Annotated in this window: 19 protein-coding genes; 9 read left to right on the plus strand and 10 right to left on the minus strand. The window is 44.1% G+C overall.

Going from position 1 to position 15346, the window contains the following annotated elements; genetic code table 11:
- Window positions 1-33: 33 nt before the first annotated feature.
- Complete coding sequence (gene nadE / locus AB6E52_RS03100; RefSeq protein WP_102321330.1) at window positions 34-864, minus strand: ammonia-dependent NAD(+) synthetase; 831 nt, start codon at window positions 862-864, stop codon at window positions 34-36.
- A gap of 109 nt (window positions 865-973) precedes the next feature.
- Between nadE and AB6E52_RS03105 the strand changes: the two genes are divergently transcribed.
- Both AB6E52_RS03105 and AB6E52_RS03110 read left to right on the plus strand, forming a co-directional pair.
- Window positions 974-1495, plus strand: coding sequence for a nicotinate-nicotinamide nucleotide adenylyltransferase (locus AB6E52_RS03105; RefSeq protein ID WP_102321331.1), 522 nt, complete (start codon window positions 974-976; stop codon window positions 1493-1495).
- A gap of 27 nt (window positions 1496-1522) precedes the next feature.
- Window positions 1523-2008: a hypothetical protein gene (locus AB6E52_RS03110; protein ID WP_017067958.1), complete on the plus strand. Its 486-nt coding sequence runs from the start codon at window positions 1523-1525 to the stop codon at window positions 2006-2008.
- A gap of 133 nt (window positions 2009-2141) precedes the next feature.
- Here AB6E52_RS03110 and AB6E52_RS03115 read toward each other — a convergent pair whose 3' ends face one another.
- A complete protein-coding gene (locus tag AB6E52_RS03115; protein WP_102321332.1) occupies window positions 2142-2768 on the minus strand; it encodes an AraC family transcriptional regulator in 627 nt (208 codons plus the stop codon).
- Between the two features lie 175 nt (window positions 2769-2943).
- On the opposite strand from AB6E52_RS03115, the gene AB6E52_RS03120 reads away from it, so the two are divergent.
- Window positions 2944-4050 carry a 1-acyl-sn-glycerol-3-phosphate acyltransferase gene (locus AB6E52_RS03120; RefSeq protein ID WP_102321333.1) on the plus strand — a complete coding sequence of 369 codons (1107 nt, stop codon included), beginning with the start codon at window positions 2944-2946 and terminating at the stop codon, window positions 4048-4050.
- 149 nt (window positions 4051-4199) lie between these two features.
- Here AB6E52_RS03120 and AB6E52_RS03125 read toward each other — a convergent pair whose 3' ends face one another.
- Entirely contained in the window at window positions 4200-4799 is a 600-nt protein-coding gene (locus AB6E52_RS03125; RefSeq protein WP_102321334.1) for a hypothetical protein, read from the minus strand.
- Window positions 4800-4902: 103 nt separating this feature from the next.
- Here AB6E52_RS03125 and AB6E52_RS03130 point away from each other — a divergent pair, with 103 nt between their 5' ends.
- Window positions 4903-5199: a YnjH family protein gene (locus tag AB6E52_RS03130; protein WP_017067955.1), complete on the plus strand. Its 297-nt coding sequence runs from the start codon at window positions 4903-4905 to the stop codon at window positions 5197-5199.
- Window positions 5200-5235: 36 nt separating this feature from the next.
- Here the strand turns inward: AB6E52_RS03130 and AB6E52_RS03135 are convergent, their stop codons facing one another.
- Window positions 5236-5535: a YfcZ/YiiS family protein gene (locus AB6E52_RS03135; protein WP_017062761.1), complete on the minus strand. Its 300-nt coding sequence runs from the start codon at window positions 5533-5535 to the stop codon at window positions 5236-5238.
- Window positions 5536-6065: 530 nt separating this feature from the next.
- Here AB6E52_RS03135 and AB6E52_RS03140 point away from each other — a divergent pair.
- Window positions 6066-6527, plus strand: a complete 462-nt coding sequence (locus AB6E52_RS03140; protein ID WP_017062760.1) for a TetR/AcrR family transcriptional regulator — start codon at window positions 6066-6068, stop codon at window positions 6525-6527.
- Window positions 6528-6911: 384 nt separating this feature from the next.
- On the opposite strand, the gene AB6E52_RS03145 is transcribed toward AB6E52_RS03140, so the two are convergent.
- The 6 genes from AB6E52_RS03145 to AB6E52_RS03170 form a co-directional block, all read right to left on the minus strand.
- Window positions 6912-7694, minus strand: a complete 783-nt coding sequence (locus AB6E52_RS03145) for a heme ABC transporter ATP-binding protein (protein WP_050620596.1) — start codon at window positions 7692-7694, stop codon at window positions 6912-6914.
- On the minus strand, window positions 7694-8731 hold the full coding sequence (locus tag AB6E52_RS03150; protein ID WP_102321335.1) for an iron ABC transporter permease: 1038 nt from the start codon (window positions 8729-8731) through the stop codon (window positions 7694-7696). Before AB6E52_RS03150 ends, AB6E52_RS03145 begins: the two co-directional genes overlap by 1 nt.
- Before the next feature lie 103 nt (window positions 8732-8834).
- Window positions 8835-9722, minus strand: coding sequence for a hemin ABC transporter substrate-binding protein (locus tag AB6E52_RS03155; RefSeq protein ID WP_102321336.1), 888 nt, complete (start codon window positions 9720-9722; stop codon window positions 8835-8837).
- A gap of 148 nt (window positions 9723-9870) precedes the next feature.
- Window positions 9871-10284 (minus strand): biopolymer transporter ExbD, encoded by a 414-nt coding sequence (locus tag AB6E52_RS03160; RefSeq protein WP_102321337.1) that lies wholly within the window; start codon window positions 10282-10284, stop codon window positions 9871-9873.
- Entirely contained in the window at window positions 10281-10982 is a 702-nt protein-coding gene (locus tag AB6E52_RS03165) for a MotA/TolQ/ExbB proton channel family protein (protein WP_102321338.1), read from the minus strand. The genes AB6E52_RS03160 and AB6E52_RS03165 overlap by 4 nt, the downstream gene beginning before the upstream one ends.
- A gap of 2 nt (window positions 10983-10984) precedes the next feature.
- Window positions 10985-11776 carry an energy transducer TonB gene (locus AB6E52_RS03170; RefSeq protein ID WP_102321339.1) on the minus strand — a complete coding sequence of 264 codons (792 nt, stop codon included), beginning with the start codon at window positions 11774-11776 and terminating at the stop codon, window positions 10985-10987.
- Window positions 11777-11937: 161 nt separating this feature from the next.
- Between AB6E52_RS03170 and hutW the strand changes: the two genes are divergently transcribed.
- From hutW to AB6E52_RS03190, 4 genes are all read left to right on the plus strand, one after another.
- Window positions 11938-13347, plus strand: coding sequence for a heme anaerobic degradation radical SAM methyltransferase ChuW/HutW (hutW, locus tag AB6E52_RS03175; RefSeq protein WP_102321340.1), 1410 nt, complete (start codon window positions 11938-11940; stop codon window positions 13345-13347).
- Window positions 13348-13395: 48 nt separating this feature from the next.
- Window positions 13396-13917, plus strand: coding sequence for a heme utilization cystosolic carrier protein HutX (gene hutX / locus AB6E52_RS03180; RefSeq protein WP_016784265.1), 522 nt, complete (start codon window positions 13396-13398; stop codon window positions 13915-13917).
- A gap of 155 nt (window positions 13918-14072) precedes the next feature.
- Window positions 14073-14603 (plus strand): heme utilization protein HutZ, encoded by a 531-nt coding sequence (gene hutZ, locus AB6E52_RS03185; RefSeq protein ID WP_004731858.1) that lies wholly within the window; start codon window positions 14073-14075, stop codon window positions 14601-14603.
- Window positions 14604-14716: 113 nt separating this feature from the next.
- Window positions 14717-15277 (plus strand): ATP:cob(I)alamin adenosyltransferase, encoded by a 561-nt coding sequence (locus tag AB6E52_RS03190; protein WP_102321341.1) that lies wholly within the window; start codon window positions 14717-14719, stop codon window positions 15275-15277.
- The last annotated feature ends 69 nt before the right edge of the window (window positions 15278-15346 follow it).

Here is a 15346-nt window from a genome sequence, read left to right on the forward strand (position 1 = left end):
CGGCCTTTTTGATTCTAAGATTAATTCAAACAATTAATCGTAGATCGTTGGGATCGGTTGACGCTTGTGCTGTGTTGCTTTGTAGATGCCTACTAAGCGGTTTGACACGTCTTGAGGGACTTCTTTACCTTCAAGGAAATCATCGATTTGGTCGTAAGAAAGGTTCAATGCTGCTTCGTCGGCTTTCTGTGGATCAAGCTCTTCTAGGTCGGCAGTAGGCACTTTCTTAACCAATAGCTCTGGCGCACCTAGCGTTGCTGCAAGTTCACGAACTTGACGCTTGTTCAGGCCAAACAAAGGCGCTAAATCACATGCACCGTCACCGTGTTTGGTGTAGAAGCCAGTGATGTTTTCTGCTGAGTGGTCAGTACCAATCACAAGACCACCAACGTAACCCGCAATTTCGTATTGCGCGATCATGCGAGCGCGAGCTTTCACATTACCTTTAACAAAGTCGATTTTTGCTGAGTCTGTTGGTAGTAAACCTGTACCTTCAAGTGCAACGTGAGATGCTGCGTGAAGCCCATCAACACCCGCTTTGATGTTTACAGAAACAGATTGAGAAGGCTGGATGAAAGAGAGAGCAAGTTGTGCTTCATCTTCATCTTTTTGTTCGCCGTAAGGTAGGCGAACCGCAATGAATTGGTAGTCGTTGCTGCCAGAGTTTTCATTCAGGCTATCCACGGCCATTTGTGCCAAGCGGCCACAGGTCGTTGAGTCTACACCGCCACTGATACCAAGGATCAGAGACTTGCAGCCTGACTGCTGAAGTTTCGTTTTAATAAAGTCCACACGACGAGTCACTTCGAAGTGAGGGTCAATTGAAGGTAGTACGCGCATTTCGTCACGAATTAACTGTTCCATTCGTATTCCTTTCCTGCAAGCAAATTAAAAATCTAGTGTTATCATACCTAAATCATCCGATTTAAAAACCTCTTTGCACAAGCTTAGAAAGAGAAGGCAGTAATAAACAATGAAAAAAATAGCCATTTTCGGTAGTGCGTTTAATCCACCGAGCCTAGGGCATAAAAGTGTGATTGATTCGTTGGCTCACTTTGACAAAATTCTACTCGTTCCAAGTATTGCCCATGCTTGGGGAAAAGAGATGCTAGACTTTGATACGAGATGTCAGTTAGTTAATGCATTTATCAGTGATCTTTCACTGGATCAAGTTGAGCTTTCGTTGATCGAAAAGAGCTTATTTACACCCGGCGAAAGCGTGACGACTTTTGCTGTACTCAGTGAACTGCAAAAGTTACATCGTGACGCTGAACTGACGTTTGTTATTGGCCCAGATAACTTCTTTAAGTTCTCATCTTTCTATAAATCAGATGAGATTACCGAGCAGTGGTCTGTAATGGCTTGCCCTGAAAAAGTGAAAATTCGCAGCACAGACATACGTAATGCACTGATAAGTGGAAGCGATGTTGCAAAACTGAGTACAAAGTCAGTTACAAAGATGTTGCAAGATAGTGGACTGTATCAGATAATGTGAGTTCACTAATCAAGAGGTCAGAGGACTATGCTAAAGAGCGCGATACCAGCGACGTTGATCATGGCAGCATGTAGTATGCCTGCGTATGCTGAGTGTGATTTTTTTAGCTTAGATTCAATCATGCTGACTTCTGATGAAGATGACAATTGTCTAGATTTCTCGACCAGCATTGATTCTTTTGGCCAACGTATGATGGAAATCAGTGGGCTGAGCGATGATGAACCGGAAAGCACACCGGACTATTGGTCTGACTGGGTTCTTCAAACCAAAGACTCGCCATTGCTGACACAAAGCATTGAGTCAAACTATGTTGGCTTGGGTATGTGGTTTCCAGAAGACCTTGAAGATGAGCAGTATGATATGTCGACTGAAGAGTGGTTGATGAATCATGGTCTTCAACTCAGCATCGGTTTTGGCGAGAAAGTCGAAGGGCAGCCGCGTATGCGCTTTGATTATCGTTGGCACGACTCACGTGACGCCGACCTAATGATGCAGGTTGAGTTGCCATTTTAGACAGGCAGATACACAGATAGATTGCTATCTACGTCTAAATAGTAAGAATTAAAAAAGCCGCAAAAACTCAGTTTTTGCGGCTTTTTAGTATCTGGCTTGCGAGTTTTAATACCAGCACTCACTTTCCGGCAAGCTATAAATCTTCACCAAAAACAAGCATACACAGTTGCTCGAACTCTTCTTCTTTACCTGAGAACAGATCATCAATCACAAGTGAACGTTTTTGACCTGACTGCATGCGCTTCTTCGCTTCTCGCATCACCATCACCAGAGTGTGCTCTTGTGGCAGGTTTGAATCATCAATGTTCCATTGATTGAATCGCTGAGAAAGAGCACTTTCACAAAGCAGTGGTTTAAACGACAACACTTCTTGCTTCAAGACAGAAAGCATATCTTTAAACGCTTGTTCCGTATTATTGGCATTGGAAGCGCGAGCGTTGGTTTGCTCTAGTTTTTCTAGTAGTGCCGAAGAGAGGTTGGTTTGCGTAATGTAACCCGCTTGTCTTGGGAATGAATCCGTCAAACGAACAGAAAAATCGACACGGTTAACCTGAGTGTTTGGAAAGTAGGTCAGTGACGTTAGGCAGTCGTGTGGAATCCAGACGCTTTGTCCTGGTTCAACGGCATACTCTTGTTTGCCTAACTTAATCAAAACCAAGCCACTTTGAACCGATACAAGGCTATGTTTAAGTACTTTCTTGCGTGGTGTGATCACCAAGTGTGAAAAGTAAGCCGATGTATATTCAATAGCGAAGTTCATAGATAGTACCTTAATTTTGGGGCGTCAAGATTACCGTTAATCTTAAAGAATGCCAACAATAACAGGGGATTTTCAATGTTTCTGGTCTGACCTTGTCAAAAGTATGGGCTCTGTAGCTGCGAGAAGTCAAAACAACGCGTAGAATGAGCCAGCTTTTTATTATATGAATTAAAAAATGACCTCTCCAACCGATCCATATGTTGATATTCGTCCTTACGGCGATGATGAAATTCCAGCGGCACTAAACCGTCTTATTAATGATGAAGAATTTATCAGTGCAATCTTGCACTACCGTTTTTCAAACCATGCGTCTTGGTTCAAAGCATTAATGAGCCCGATTTTGCGTGTGTACTTAAAAATGAAGTGGAGCAAGCTGACTAGCGTTGAATCCATTCAGATTGAAGTGAAAAAGTACTTACGCGACACGTTAGCGAAAACCACTAACGGTGTGACGTACACTGGTATCGAGTCACTGGATGCGAACCAAGCTTATCTGTTTGTATCAAACCATCGTGACATTGCTATGGATCCTGCGTTAGTAAATTACGCTCTGCATCAAAATAATCATCAGACTTGTCGTATCGCTATCGGAGACAACCTGTTGAAAAAGCCATGTGCGACTGAATTGATGCGTTTAAACAAGAGCTTCATCGTAAAGCGTTCTTTGAAAGGACCGCGTGAGATGATGAAAGCGCTAGGGCAGTTGTCTTCTTACATTAAGCACTCTCTAGAAACGGGCAACTCAATCTGGATCGCTCAAAAGGAAGGTCGTGCGAAAGACGGTAACGATTTTACTGAGCCAGCAATTTTGAAAATGTTCCACGTTGAAGGACGTAAGCAAAAAATTGCTTTCCCTGAATACGTGAAGTCATTGAAGATTGTTCCTGTGGCTATTTCTTATGAGAACGACCCATGTGACACGGCTAAAGCGATAGAGCTTTTCGAAAAAGACGTAAACGGCAGTTACGAAAAGGGTGAGTTTGAAGATATCGAAAGTATCATTCAAGGCATCATCGGTGATAAAGGACGCGTTCACGTTGGTTTCGGTCAGGTTATCGACCAAGATTTTGATACGCCTGAAGCGCTTGCTGAAGAGATCGATCGTCAGATCCACGATAACTACAAACTGTTCCCAGTAAACTTGCTGGCAGCAGAAAAAGAAGATGAGTCGATTACAGCGACCGTTAAACAAGAGTTTGAAGCTAAACTGTCGAGCCTGCCACAAGGTGCGCGTCAGTACTTGATCGATAGCTACGCCAACCCAGTGAAGAACATTGGTTAACGAGCGTTAGTTAGCTTGCTAGTTGATTAGCAACTTGATTGAATTGAAAAAGGAGCCTTGGGCTCCTTTTTTGTTTCTGAATCACCATTTGTTGCTGCGATCGAGCATTAACGTATTAGAGCATTAGAGCATTAGAGCAATAGCTTGAATTAGCGAGCGACTACGCCACCGAGCTCTAGATTGGTTGGCCATGTGGTTACAGTGTTACCGCCCAGATAGATGTTGCCTTTGACTGTCATGGTCTCGGGGAATGTTGTAATCCCAGAACCGCCTATATAAAGGTCGCCGTCAATCACGATCCCGTTGGGTAACTCGGTTAAAGGAGTGCGGATCACGCTCAGATCGCCTTTTACTCTAAAGCCATTCGGTAGCCTTTCCAGTGGAGTGTCGGTGAGGTTGATAAAGCCGCCCATTCTTACACCTCTTGGCCAGCTGGTGATTTGGCTACCAATCAAGTTGACGTAACCTTTTATCTTAACCCCGCTCGGGACTCGAGCGAGTTGGCTGTTAGAGCCTTTAAGGCTGCCGTTCACTTCTAACCCTTTGGGTAGGCGTGTTATCGCAGTATTCTCTATATTGAGATTACCATCTACCACCAAGCCAGTTGGAAGTGATGTATAAGGCTTATTTCGTAGATATAAGTTTCCGTAATTATCGAGATGGTTCAATATTTGATAGTGATCGAGTGGTTCAGCACTGACATTTGTTATGGTTAAGGAACCAATAATAAGTGCAATTATTCTGAGCATAACAGGCTTCTTATTACGATAGACGCTTACACTATAATGGAAAAATTAATCTCGCATAGTGTTTTACCCATTTGGCGGTAGATTAACGAGGAATGGAGCAAAGATGATAGGTAAATTAATGATTAGAGTAAATATACGAATTATTAAGGTCTTTCTGATAGCCGCTTCAGTGTTTGGCTCAATGTCTGCGAGTGCCAACAAAGTAATTTCAACGCCCGGTAAAGCTGCGGTGGTGGTGACACAAGGCGGCCAACAGCAACGAGTTTGTTATTACGATGACAAGGCTTATAGCATTGGGGCAGTGTTAGAGGTGGGGGGCGTAGTGATTCAGTGCGCTGCAGAAAACGATTTTGAGCAAAATGGGTCACTGGCTTGGGTTCAATTAAAAAAAGACGAGTAATTCACTCGTCTTTTAATAAGCATATAAATGCTTATATTAACGCGCTAGAGAGCGAGTCTTAAGTTCAAAAATAATCTTCTCGGCGCTAACTTCAAATTTAAAGCGAGCGTGCAACTCTGTGCTTTCTTCAGTCATCTCTGATGCTTCGAACTCAACGTTGCTAGACACTTGTTTAGCAAGTTCAACATACTTAGCAAACTCAGCTTCAATCAGTGCTTTTGAGTTTCCGTAAACCGTTACTTCAGCAACATCGTCGCCTTCTTTAATGATGAACCCGATTTCGCCTGCACAGCCGCAAGCCTCACATACATCGTTGTTACCAATATCTTGGCTCATAAATAATCCTCTTACAAAGTCTGAGGTTATTCTAACGAGCAATTTGAACTGTATCTACAAAAATTAAAACCTTTGAACTAATTTATACTGGTATGCTATGTTGTTTGTTAAGGTGTTTGATGAATATCTATATTCGCGCCGCCAAATATGTATGTGATTTACCTCACGTTTTGTTGAAGAGGAATGTTATTAATATGTCAGAATATCATTCACTTAGTTGCGCCAGAAATGATTTTATAAGACTATCTATCGCTTGATAGGTATTTATACAATGAATTTTTCGTTGGGTATTTCATATTCTAAGTAGTTATTTAAACTTATCGACTTAGGATTGTAAGGTGATTTTCGAAGAATAATTAGACAAAGTGTCCAAAGAGGCATCACTGTAAAATTGTTCGTACATAGTATTTGTGTGAATTTAGTTATAAATACTTGCGAAAAAATACCTTGCTCACATAATGCTGATAACGATTTTCATTCTGACTTCATTTGATTGAGTTAGATGGATTTACAAAGAGAAGAGCCTGAATATGCCAAAGCGTAGTAAAGAAGATACAGAAATCACGATCCAGAAAATCATGGATGCCGTTGTAGACCAGCTACTAAGATTGGGTTACGACAAGATGTCATACACGACGTTGAGTCAACAAACGGGTGTTTCTCGTACAGGTATAAGTCATCACTTTCCAAAGAAAACGGATTTTACTGCTGCTCTAGACGGTCGTATTTTCAAGATGTTCGTGGAACACATTGACTTCGAAAATGGCCTTGACGCATTTTCAGCTAGCTGGGTTGCAGCACTTGAAGACGCTGAGTTCCTAGCAATCTTACGTTTACTTTTCCATCATATCGTTACTGCTGAGAGCGCGCATGAGTTCGCTGCAAACGGTATTGATCGTCTATACAAGCTGACTGAAACTCAGTTTGGCGATACTAGCGGTAAAGAACTAGAGTGGTTGATTGGTAAATCATTGATTCGTATGAGCCAATAATCAGCACTCAATAAAAGAAGCTCCTGCGGGGGCTTTTTTTGTGCCTGCCGTTTCACTTCTTGTGCGTTTTTCTCTCAACCCCACACCGATGTTGCTGTTTGCTGAATGATGTTATTTCTTTTCTTTTTATATGCTTACGCCCGCGGCTTGTTTTTCTCTTCAGTGTTAAAAGCTAAGTAACCCTAACAAGTAGAGTTCATTTCTAGAGCCTCAAATGCTCAAGGTGAGTCGTTTTGGTGCTTGCTGTTGTGGTTGTTAATAAAATTGAGTTTAAGCCGAGAGAGTGGCTGTGAGCCAATAAAAAGCCCCGAACAAATCGAGGCTTAGGATTACGTCATTGTTATCAAGAACGAATACTCAAAACGAGTCGCTCCTTAATCGGACTTATTGTGCGGGGTGAACCTGAGGGAAGCTCATGGTTGGGTGTTTTTCTACGATACTTTTGTAACCATACACATCTTCTATCATCGAAGGTTTCAGTGCATCCCAAGGCTTGCCATCACACACCAAATTGCCATCTTTCAATACCACCAATCGATCGGAATACTGCGCGGCTAAGTTGAGATCATGCAAAACCACGATAACCGCGGCATTGTGGTTATCGGCTAATTCTCTCGCAATCTTTAAGGTGTTGTGCTGGTGGGCAAGATCCAGTGCAGAGGTTGGTTCATCAAGCATCAAAATACATTGGTCACCAGAGTGGTGAAGCTGAGTTAATACTCGAGCCAAGTGCACTCGCTGCTTTTCACCGCCTGATAGTGAAGGGTAAAGCCTTTCACTCAGGTGAGTCACATCAGCAACATCCATTTTTTGGCTAGCAATGCTAGTTAGTTTTTTGTTGGATTCTTGCAGAGGAATCCCACCAAGCTCGACAACTTCATGTGCCAAGAATGGGAAGGTCAAGGTGCTGTGTTGAGGAAGCATAGCAAGGTGCTTAGCTAACTTGTGAGAAGGCCACTTGTCTTTGCTGTGTCCAAAGTATTGAATATCGCCGTTGCTTGATATCTCTTGGCATAAAGCTTTAAGCAGCGTGCTTTTACCTGCGCCATTTGGCCCAAGCAGTGTGGTTACCTTTCCCGCTTCAATCTCAATAGAAACGCCATCTAATATCACTTTACTGCCGAACTTCACTTCGATATCGGTCGCTTTTAAAGCTGAAGGAAACATTAAAGGATTCTCCCTTTCTGTTGAAATAGTAGATATAAGAAGAATGGGGCGCCGATAATCGCAGTGACAATACCAACAGGAAGTTCAGCCGGAGCAAGTACCACACGTGAGAACATGTCTGCGGCGGTTAGCAGCAGTGCGCCTAGTACCGCTGATAGTGGCAACAGAACTCGGTGGTCAGGGCCTGCCAACATGCGACCTAAATGTGGGATAACCAATCCAATAAAACCAATCATGCCAGACAGGCTAACTGTGATACCAACGCCCGCAGCCGTCAGTAGAATCAGCTTTCGTTTCAGCTTTTGAACTGGGATACCAAGGTGTTGCGCTTCTGACTCGCCCAGTAATAGAGCATTTAGAGACATCGCTTGGCGGTAGAAAACAACAAACAAGCCAACGAGCGTGACAGCTGCCAGCAAAATTCCTGACCACTTAGCGCCCGCCAATGAACCCATCGACCACAATGAAAGATCGCGCAGCATTTGGTCATCAGCAATGAAATTCAAGAAGCCAATACCTGCGCCAGAGAGCGCACTGATCGCCACACCCGCCAACAACATGATGGTGACAGAGGTGCCGAATTTACCTGTACCCAGCTTATACACCAGCAGCGTGGTTAAAGCGCCGCCAAGAAAAGCGAACACAGGAACCGCAGCAAAGTTCATGAAAGCAGGGTATCGAAGCGATAGCTCAGAGAACAAAACGATAGCCAGTGCAGCACCTAATGCTGCGCCCGCAGACACACCTATGATGCCAGGTTCTGCAAGTGGGTTTCGAAACAAACCCTGCATCACTGCACCACACAAGGCGAGGATCGCACCAATCAGCATGCACAAGATGGTTCTAGGTAAGCGGATCTCTTGAATCACTAAGTTGATGTGAGGTGCTAAGTCATTGTTTGGTTTAATTAAGCTTGTGGCGCTGTCCGCTAAGCTAATGTTCATTGGCCCAACAGTGATCGAGTACAGCGCGACAAAAGCTAGGGTTGCACCTAGAGCTAACATCGACGTTTTCAGTGGGACGGAGCGTAACAACATAAAGGGCCTCAATATCTATCGCTAACTTCGACCTCCTTCAACAACAGCGTGAGTCAGTTGGTGAGGGAAGCGAATTAGCGATAGCAGAAATAGGGTGGTTGAGTTATAGCGGGTAGATAAGTGCGTTTAGACGCTTTGCTTCAGAGAGGCTTTCTAGGCCAAGCCCGCCAACCAAAGCACTGCCATTTACGGTAATGATTTGCTTGTTCATACCTGCAGGCGTTGCCGCTAACATAGGTAGCGATTTCAGGATGGCATCAGCACCGCCCATTTTTTGGTAGCTACGACCACTGACTAAAATCACATCTGGCTGCATTTCTACCAGTGATTCCATCGACAGTGGCTTGTAAGACGTTAGGCTTTGAGCTGCAGGGTTGATACCGCCAGCTAACTCGATGATTGCGTTTGGCGAAGTTTCACCGCCAGCAACGTTCGCAGGGCGACCTTCGTGCAGCAACAGGAAAAGTACTTTCTTCGCTTCGTTACTTGGTACCTGGTTCGCTTTCAGTGCTGCAATCTTCTGATTTACTTCAGCTTTAACTTGCTGCGAGTGCGCTTCGGTATGGGTAATCTTGGCGATTTGGTCAATACGCTTTAACAGCCCTTCCACGTTTGCTTCGGTGTTGACGATCTCTACATCGACGCCTGCCGATTTTAATTGAGAAATCGCGTTGTCTGGTCCCATTTCATCTGAGCCAATCAACGTGGTCGGTTCTAGGGCAAGTAAGCCTTCCGCAGACAGGTTTCGGTGATAACCAATCTTTGGCAGGTTTTCTCCTTGAGGGAAGTGGCTGGTCACATCAATCGCGACTAACTGCTCTTCGGCACCTAATGCCAAAACCAATTCAGTAACGGCACTACCAGCACTGATGATTCGAGGTTGTTCAGCGTCGTTGGCCATTGCGGGTGCGCTAAGTGCCAGGCTGATTGCAGCTAATGAAAGAAGAGGTGTCTTGGTCTTTAATTTATTGAGCACGTTTAAGTTGTTCATAATAAGTTCTTTATATTTTCTTTTTGTATCGCGAAGATACTCAGTGAGCAGTCCGTTCGCATTGTGAGTTCGAATCGATAGAGAGGCTTAGTCTGCTTGTTTAGTTTTATCAACCAGAAGCCAAACCTCGTGAAAATTGAGTGTCGCTCTAGCCATCGTCCGTGAGCAATTGAGTCGCTGGTATTCCGTTTTCTTGAAGGAATGAAAGCAACTTCACTAGGTTCTCCACGTTAGCGGCTTTATCTGCGCCAATGATGATCGGTTTTTTATCCGTTGAACCAGTCTCTTCTAACAGCGCAATCTTGAAGTTTTCCCAGTCGATGTATTCTTGGCCGTTAATTGCCCAGTAGGGTTCGCGGTCTAAAATATTGACGCTAATTGAATCCTTGTGGACTTCAGAAGCGTTTTTAACATCCGAGCTTGGCAGCTCAACTTCTAGCGATTCCAGCTTTACCGATGCCGTAAGCAATAGAAAAACCATCACGATAAAAATGATGTCGAGCAGCGGTGTTAAGTCCGGCGCTAGGCTCTGTGTGTGAGATGAGTGGGGCGTTTTAATCATGCTTGGCTCACATCACCGATAGAGGTTTTGTTGACAGGCTTACCTTGAGTATCATCTGACTGATTGGTTTGAATCGACATGCCTTCTAACCACACATTCACATAGTTCAATGTATGCTCCAATTGAGCTAGCACTCGATCGGCCCATAGCCCGAGTAGCTGAGCACCAGAAATAGCTGGAAGCGCAATCATTAAACCTGCTGCTGTGGTTCGCATTGCTAATCCAAGACCATCTGCCAAATCATTAGGCGTGATGCTGCCTGTTGTCGCGGCAACGCCTTTAAACATCTCAATAAGACCAAGTACCGTACCAAGCAAGCCGATGAGTGGGCTGATCACGCCGATCAAACCAAGCAGTCTTAAACCGGCATGAAGCTGGTGGCGTTTTTCTTGTAGCCAGATTCCAGCAGCATCTTCACGTAGCCCTTTTGAGAAAGAGTGGTGAGCAAGCAACATTGACACGCCCTTGTACAGTAGCGGGCGTTTACCTGAAATCGACTGAGCAAGCGCTTCAATCTCTTTACTGTTGGTTGGTGAAATTTGGTTAAGCTCACGACGAATAGCACGTTTGCCCACACCAATGCTGAACATGACTTGGAAGACACGTTCAGCGATGATCATTGCTGTTAATGCTGAGCAGATAAGAAGAGGCCAAGTCATTAAGCCAAGTTGATCTTGTAAGTAACTGATTTGTTGCATGATTAATCCAACCTAAAACGAACAGGTATTTGTACTCGGTGAGCAATCGCTCGACCATTGACAGTGTGAGGTGAGAATTTCCATTGTTTAATGGCATCTAATGCGGCGTTATCGAGCATTAGCGCGCCTGATGAATTTACTAATGCTTGTTTAATTTGTTTGCCTTCAGCGTCTAGCCAGATCTCATAAGTCGCGACACCTTCAACGCCACGACGTCTTGCTTGGCGAGGGTAATTCGGTGGGGTAGGACGCGCAGAGAACGAAGGCTTAGTGACTAAAACCGGCTCTTGGTTTGATACGCCTTGGTTTACTTCCTGAGACTGGTTGGCAGATTCGTCCATATTCTTATCGACTTTCTTGTCGGCCAGTTTCTCTGGTTGAGTGGCTGGCTCTGGGCGTTCTTTCTTCACCACCTTTTTCTCAGTCACTGGTTTCTTTTGAACAGGCTTTTTCTCGACAACCTTCTTTTCAATCACTTTTTTCTCAACTTTCTTTGGTTGAGGTTTATTGGTGATCGCTTTTTTCTTTGGGGTTGGCTTAGTTTGCTTTGGCTCAACCGTTTTTGGTTCGGCTTGTGAGACGGTTTCTTTTATTGGCTCAGGTTTAACTGGCTCTGTGATTGTTTTTTGCTGAGCTTGTGAAGGAACGCTCTTAGGAGTGAAGTTGATCGATACCGTGTTCGATTGGCTACCTGCAGGCATCGCAAATACTTTGGATTCTTGAGCGACAAACAACAACGCGGCATGAATCACTAACGATGCACCGCCTGCAATAACATATCTAGGAACGTTCACAATCAATCCTTTACCAAATCAAAATTCTGTATCGGATTATTGCTTAGAATCTAAATAAGATCAATTATCAATTGCATTATCATTTGCGTGTATTTATGATTCTCTCAGTTTTTAGCGAATAGTCTTCCAGACTTTGCTATGTAAGTGTTTAGAGAGATTATATGAGTCTTAATATTTATAAATTTGACGAATCAATCTTGGGCGTTTCTAGCCCTGATCCGCTTCGTTTTGCGTTTGCGAAAAAGCATTCTGCACACGCCGGAGGAAGTTCAATTCCGGTCGACCCCAGTAAGAAGTTAGAACTCTTTGACGAACTGATGCTGAGTGAAGGGAAAAAACAGGATACGCGTTGCTTGTATATCCACATTCCTTTCTGTCGTGTGCGTTGTACGTTCTGCAATTTCTTCCAAAATGCCGCAAGCCGTAAATTAGTGGATGAGTATTTCGATGCACTGATGGTCGAGCTAAAGCAGAAAGCCAAAACACCTTGGGCTCAGTCTGGACTATTTCACGCCGTCTATATTGGTGGCGGAACTCCCACCGATTTGTCGTCTCAACAAGTTGAGCAGCTGGGTAAAGCGATTCGTCAATATTTCCCACTAGCAAACGATGTTGAGATGACATTGGAAGGGCGCATCAATCGATTTGGTGACGAGATGTTTGATCGTGCGCTTGAAGGTGGCTTCAATCGTTTCTCGTTCGGTATTCAAAGTTTCAATACTCAGGTTCGACGTAGTGCTAAGCGCCTAGATGACCGAGAGGTTGTGCTAGAACGTATCAGTTCACTAAGCCGCACCGAGCAAGCGCCAATCGTTCTTGATCTGTTATACGGATTACCACACCAATCTATGGAAGTGTTCCAACAAGATTTAGAAGACTACATGTCTACTGGCGCACACGGCATTGACCTCTACCAACTGATTGTTGCGGGCAATGCACCTATGCTTAATCTTGTTGAGAAAGGAAAAATCCCACCGCCTGCGAATACGCCAGATAAGGCGAGCATGTATTTGGCGGGTGTGGAGTTCATGGCAAAAAATAAGGTCAAGCAACTGAGCGTAAACCACTGGACTCGTGATAACCGCGAACGCAGCATTTACAACAGCTTAGCGAAAAATTATGCCGAAGTTCTACCCATTGGTTGTGGCGCTGGTGGCAACATCGGCGGTCATGGTGTGATGCAGCATCGAACTTTAGACAGCTACATGGAGTCTATAAAGCAAGGTCAATTACCTATTGCCATGATGACTAAGCAAAGCTCATTAGAGCCTATCTTCTCAACATTAAAGGCAGGTTTCGATTCTGGTGTTGTTAGAAGAAGTACGCTACCGAGATTTATGGGGCAAGATACGTTCGACTACCTCAAGCCTTTGTTCGCGCATTGGGAAAAGAACGGTTTAGTTGAGCTTTCGGAAGATTATCTGAGCCTGACTATTGCTGGCAGCTTTTGGGCGGTAAGCCTAGCGCAGAGTGTGATTCAAGTGCTTAACGCTGAATACCAAGCTATGCACCCAGCGCCTAAAGCGTCAGGTTCGGGCGTACACCCGCATGCAAGTTTGAAGCACGCTTAATATCGAATTTTTAGTTTATAACTTACTCGTTTATACGGAACATATTCAATGACAGATACAACATTAGAAATGACAGAAACTCTAGAACAACGCGTAGCTCTAATTTTAGAAGAAGAGCCAAAACTACTGCCAACAGCAATTGCTGAGAAGCTAGGTGTTTCAGAGGTTGAAGTGGTTGCTGCTTTTCCAAACGACATGGCGGTAATGCTAGATGGCAGCCGTGCTCAAGAGATTCTAGAAGGTTTAGTGGGTTGGGGCCCTGTGACCACTATCGTGCATTCATTTGGTTCTATCTTTGAAGTTAAAGCGCCATTCCCGAAAGGTAAGGTAGCGCGTGGTTACTACAACCTAATGGGCAAAGAGGGCGAGCTTCATGGTCACCTTAAACTTGATAACGTTAAACATATCGGTTTGGTGAGCAAGGCGTTCATGGGTCGTGAAAGTCATTACTTCGGCTTCTTCAGTGAAACCGGTGAGAACATTTTTAAGATTTACCTAGGCCGCAACGAAAAGCGTGAGCTTATTGCCGACCAAGTAGAACGCTTCAAAGCGCTAAAAGAACAAGCTTAAGTTCAATTTACAGTAAATAATCAGCAGCAATCTTACATAGGGTTGCCAACTGGCTTAAACAAGACATCAATGCTCGAGGATCGTTTAGTTCGCTAATGATCGCTCAACCTTGGGCAAAAATAATAAATCAGAGAAAGTGAAGAAAGGAATTACCCATGGAACAGCAAGTAAAACAAGAACGTCTACAAGGTCGCCTAGGTCCAGAAATTAAAGAGTTTCGCCAAGAGCGCCGTACCCTTCAACTTGCAACGGTTGATGAAGAAGGTCGCCCGAACGTAAGTTACGCACCTTTCGTTCAGAACCAAGAAGGTTACTTTGTTCTAATTTCTGATATTGCTCGTCATGCTCGTAACTTGAAAGCGAACCCTCAGGTATCTTTGATGATGATTGAAGACGAAGAGAGCTCGAAGCAGCTTTACGCACGTAAGCGTTTAACGTTTGATGCTCAAGCAAGTGTTGTGGAGCGTGAAACGGAACTTTGGACTCAAGTGATTGGCCAGATGCAAGAGCGTTTTGGTGAAATCATTGATGGTTTGAGCCAACTTCAAGACTTCTCTCTGTTTAACCTTAAAGCTGAGAACGGCCTGTTCGTTAAAGGCTTTGGTCAAGCATACCAAGTGTCAGGCGACGATCTGGTGGACTTCGTTCACCTACAAGAAGGCCACAAAAAAGTATCTAACGAGTAATCTCGTTTAACCGATTTCTTCAGGAGCCCTCCAATGTGAGGGCTTTTTTATGTCTAAATCAAAGAGTTTGGTATATTGACGTTTGATGACTATTTATGTGTAAGGATCGGTACGTGAAACCAGTAAGTCGAGATTGGGACGAGTTTTGTTATCCGTTTATCTATGAAGACAGTCCTATCTGTGATTTTGAGATTTTGTCGGATGAACTTTGTTGCCGAGTTGGATTGGTGTTGTCTTTAGAGCTAGAGCCTCAGGTTCGTGAGATCCTGCAACGCTTGCAGCCAAACATCTACCATTTGAATGGCTCTGTGCGCGGTAAGCTTGCCATCACCGAGTCTAAATTGGTCGAGCTCAAGCAAGATTATCATCGTATCCGTGAGCAGTTAGAAGGGGGGGTTAAAGGCTTTGTCTTACCCGGTGGACACCGAGTGTCTAGTGAACTTCACTTGTGTCGTTGTCAGGCTAAGAAAGTTGTGCGAGCTTTGGTGAGTATTGAACATCATGAAAGCAAAAAGTCGCCAGACCCGATTCTTTTTAAATACGCCAACCTAGTCGCGAACACTCTCTATGCATTGGCCTCTTTTACCAATCATGTGAATGAAGTCGAGGAAGTGGAATTTGTGAGTAAGAGCTACTCTATGCCGAAAAAGTCTATGCCAGAAAACAAAGACTAACGGTTAGCTCTATTCTTATTAAGATTTGAAGAAAGAAGAGACTAAGAAGCTAAACCATTGAGCACTATG

It is taken from the genome of Vibrio sp. 10N.247.311.13, from assembly GCF_041467595.1.
Classification (GTDB): Bacteria; Pseudomonadota; Gammaproteobacteria; order Enterobacterales; family Vibrionaceae; genus Vibrio; species Vibrio crassostreae_C.

What these genes read in the sequence shown, in the direction of transcription:
- AB6E52_RS03165 (WP_102321338.1), bottom strand. Translation starts at nt 10,982, where the DNA reads ATGCAACAAATCAGTTACTTACAAGATCAACTTGGCTTAATGACTTGG.
- AB6E52_RS03145 (WP_050620596.1), bottom strand. Translation starts at nt 7,694, where the DNA reads ATGTTTCCTTCAGCTTTAAAAGCGACCGATATCGAAGTGAAGTTCGGC.
- AB6E52_RS03150 (WP_102321335.1), bottom strand. Translation starts at nt 8,731, where the DNA reads ATGTTGTTACGCTCCGTCCCACTGAAAACGTCGATGTTAGCTCTAGGT.
- hutW (WP_102321340.1), top strand. Translation starts at nt 11,938, where the DNA reads ATGAGTCTTAATATTTATAAATTTGACGAATCAATCTTGGGCGTTTCT.
- AB6E52_RS03110 (WP_017067958.1), top strand. Translation starts at nt 1,523, where the DNA reads ATGCTAAAGAGCGCGATACCAGCGACGTTGATCATGGCAGCATGTAGT.
- AB6E52_RS03125 (WP_102321334.1), bottom strand. Translation starts at nt 4,799, where the DNA reads ATGCTCAGAATAATTGCACTTATTATTGGTTCCTTAACCATAACAAAT.
- AB6E52_RS03140 (WP_017062760.1), top strand. Translation starts at nt 6,066, where the DNA reads ATGCCAAAGCGTAGTAAAGAAGATACAGAAATCACGATCCAGAAAATC.
- AB6E52_RS03130 (WP_017067955.1), top strand. Translation starts at nt 4,903, where the DNA reads ATGATAGGTAAATTAATGATTAGAGTAAATATACGAATTATTAAGGTC.
- nadE (WP_102321330.1), bottom strand. Translation starts at nt 864, where the DNA reads ATGGAACAGTTAATTCGTGACGAAATGCGCGTACTACCTTCAATTGAC.
- AB6E52_RS03135 (WP_017062761.1), bottom strand. Translation starts at nt 5,535, where the DNA reads ATGAGCCAAGATATTGGTAACAACGATGTATGTGAGGCTTGCGGCTGT.
- AB6E52_RS03120 (WP_102321333.1), top strand. Translation starts at nt 2,944, where the DNA reads ATGACCTCTCCAACCGATCCATATGTTGATATTCGTCCTTACGGCGAT.
- AB6E52_RS03155 (WP_102321336.1), bottom strand. Translation starts at nt 9,722, where the DNA reads ATGAACAACTTAAACGTGCTCAATAAATTAAAGACCAAGACACCTCTT.
- AB6E52_RS03105 (WP_102321331.1), top strand. Translation starts at nt 974, where the DNA reads ATGAAAAAAATAGCCATTTTCGGTAGTGCGTTTAATCCACCGAGCCTA.
- AB6E52_RS03160 (WP_102321337.1), bottom strand. Translation starts at nt 10,284, where the DNA reads ATGATTAAAACGCCCCACTCATCTCACACACAGAGCCTAGCGCCGGAC.
- hutX (WP_016784265.1), top strand. Translation starts at nt 13,396, where the DNA reads ATGACAGATACAACATTAGAAATGACAGAAACTCTAGAACAACGCGTA.
- hutZ (WP_004731858.1), top strand. Translation starts at nt 14,073, where the DNA reads ATGGAACAGCAAGTAAAACAAGAACGTCTACAAGGTCGCCTAGGTCCA.
- AB6E52_RS03115 (WP_102321332.1), bottom strand. Translation starts at nt 2,768, where the DNA reads ATGAACTTCGCTATTGAATATACATCGGCTTACTTTTCACACTTGGTG.